The 1969-nt window shown below is 50.8% G+C and carries 4 protein-coding genes; 2 read left to right on the top strand and 2 right to left on the bottom strand.

Annotation, left to right across the window (positions count from 1 at the left end):
* Positions 1-38 precede the first annotated feature (38 nt).
* Together B9Z54_RS14185 and B9Z54_RS14180 are read right to left on the bottom strand one after the other, a co-directional pair.
* Entirely contained in the window at positions 39-347 is a 309-nt protein-coding gene (locus tag B9Z54_RS14185; protein ID WP_113929014.1) for a DMT family transporter, read from the bottom strand.
* 1 nt (position 348) lies between these two features.
* Positions 349-876 (bottom strand): TetR/AcrR family transcriptional regulator, encoded by a 528-nt coding sequence (locus B9Z54_RS14180; protein ID WP_113929013.1) that lies wholly within the window; start codon positions 874-876, stop codon positions 349-351.
* A 169-nt stretch (positions 877-1045) separates the two neighbouring features.
* On the opposite strand from B9Z54_RS14180, the gene B9Z54_RS14175 reads away from it, so the two are divergent.
* Positions 1046-1561, top strand: coding sequence for a zinc dependent phospholipase C family protein (locus B9Z54_RS14175; RefSeq protein ID WP_162785221.1), 516 nt, complete (start codon positions 1046-1048; stop codon positions 1559-1561).
* 48 nt (positions 1562-1609) lie between these two features.
* A complete protein-coding gene (locus B9Z54_RS14170; protein ID WP_240189930.1) occupies positions 1610-1855 on the top strand; it encodes a hypothetical protein in 246 nt (81 codons plus the stop codon).
* The last annotated feature ends 114 nt before the right edge of the window (positions 1856-1969 follow it).

Here is a 1969-nt window from a genome sequence, read left to right as displayed (position 1 = left end):
ATACAAATAAATTCCATATGACTTCATGCGTCTCCTCCTCACACTTTCATCAATACGAGTCCGACGATGACAAGACCGATCCCGACGACGGTTTGCATCCGGATTTGCTCCTTGAAGACGAGGAAGCCAATCAATGCCGTCGCGGCCGTGCCGACCCCGCTCCAAAACGCATAGGCGAAGCTGAGTGGGATTGAGAGAAGGGCGAGCGACAATAAGTAGAATGCCGTCACGTAACCAAAAGCGACCCCAAGAATCGGCAGGCGACTCGACGTCGTCGCATTCAGTTTCAACATGCTCGAGCCGAACAGCTCGGAGACGATGGCCCCGACGAGATAGATGAAGCCCATCTTACGATCCTCCGTTTGACAGCGCGTCGCACTTTTGCCGGATGAGGCGCACGGCCCGCTCCTTGAACGTCTCGCTATAGCCGTACGTCAACGCGAACCAAAACCCGTCACAGAGCAGGCGGAGCTCGAGCACGCGATCGGCGTCAGGACCGTCGGTGGCGAACTGTTCATCCCAACGCTTGGCGGCGTCATTCCAAAGTGTTCCGCTCGCATCTTCTTGGGACGAGATGAAGACGGCGATCAAGTCGGCGTCCCCCTCGCTATAATCGAGTGTCGCGAGAGCGTAGGCGCGTGTGAACGGATAAGGACCGTCCATGCCTGCTTGATGATGGGCGATTCGATTTTCGAATTCATCGAGTGCCATCCCATTCATCTGTCGCAATAAGTTGGCTTTGCTCTCAAAGTGATATAGGACGCCACCTTTCGTGATACCGGCGCGTTTGGCCAAGTGTTCCATCGACAGTTGTTGGATGCCCTCGGTTTGAATGATGTGTGCGGCGGTCCTCAATAACAGTTGTTTTTGTCTCATATATGCCCTCCTTACTATACTAAACGGTCAGTATAGTAAATGTACCAAAATGAATCATAGTTGTCGAGGTAATGGGGAAAATGGGATAATTAGGAAAAGAAGGCGGCTAAAATGGGTTCTCATCTGATGCATCTCGTCATCGCGAACGAGGTATGGCCATATTTAGAGGGTGTTGATCAAAACGGCATTTTTGTTAGGGAATCTGGCACCTGATGCGTCAACAGCAAAGCAAAGCACACATTATTACGCGGGACGTCACGAGGATTTGACACGTCGGCTCGACATCGAACAGTACTGGACGGACAGTGCTGAAGCAGACCACTCGTATCGTCTTGGTTATTATTGTCATCTCGTCGCGGACGAGATTTGGCTGCAAGGTTTTTATAAAGGGTGGCTCAAGCAAGTCATCACGAAAAATCCGGCGAAACAAGCGATGTATTATGCCGATTTTGACGCGTACAACGCCCGTCTCGCCCAACGGCTAGATCTCTTTGATTTCGAATCATTGAGAGATCATGCGACTGATGAATTACGCGAACTCGTAGCGAAAGTCGAGCGAGAGGCACAGGCGACGGTCGAAGGGACGTATACAATATTTTTTCCGCACCAGCTCGATGGGTATGTTGACACGTGCATCCTTCGTTGTCGCGACATGGTCCGACAGAAACATGAGGTGATTGGATGAACCGACATCGCTACGCACCGCTCTACATGACGTTTTGGACTCTCTTTATTGACAGTGTTGGCATTGTTCACGTTGAACGGTCGTGTCTTTCCGAATCTGGACTTGATGACGGCCATCTGGGTCTACCTTGCCTTGGACCTCGCACTGATCGCCACACTCATCTGGGGACTATTCTCGAAAGAGAAGATGGTGCGCATGTTCAGTCTCCTTGGAAATATCGGGTTGATCGTGCCGTTATCGATTTGGATCTTTTGTTATTGCTCGCTAACGGGATTTCAGAAGCCTAGGAGATGAGGAAGTCCATGAAAGAAATCAAACCTAAATTACCGTTTCTAATGCGACCGATCCCATTTTATTTGTTCGCCTTATGCGGGCCGCTCGCGCTCATCCTCGTCTTGCTCTACTGGC

The organism is Bacillus sp. P14.5 (assembly GCF_003316765.1).
GTDB lineage: Bacteria > Bacillota > Bacilli > Bacillales > Bacillaceae_B > Rossellomorea.
The sequence above is the reverse complement of the archived record's forward strand: the minus strand, read 5'-3'. Positions and strand labels throughout refer to the sequence as shown.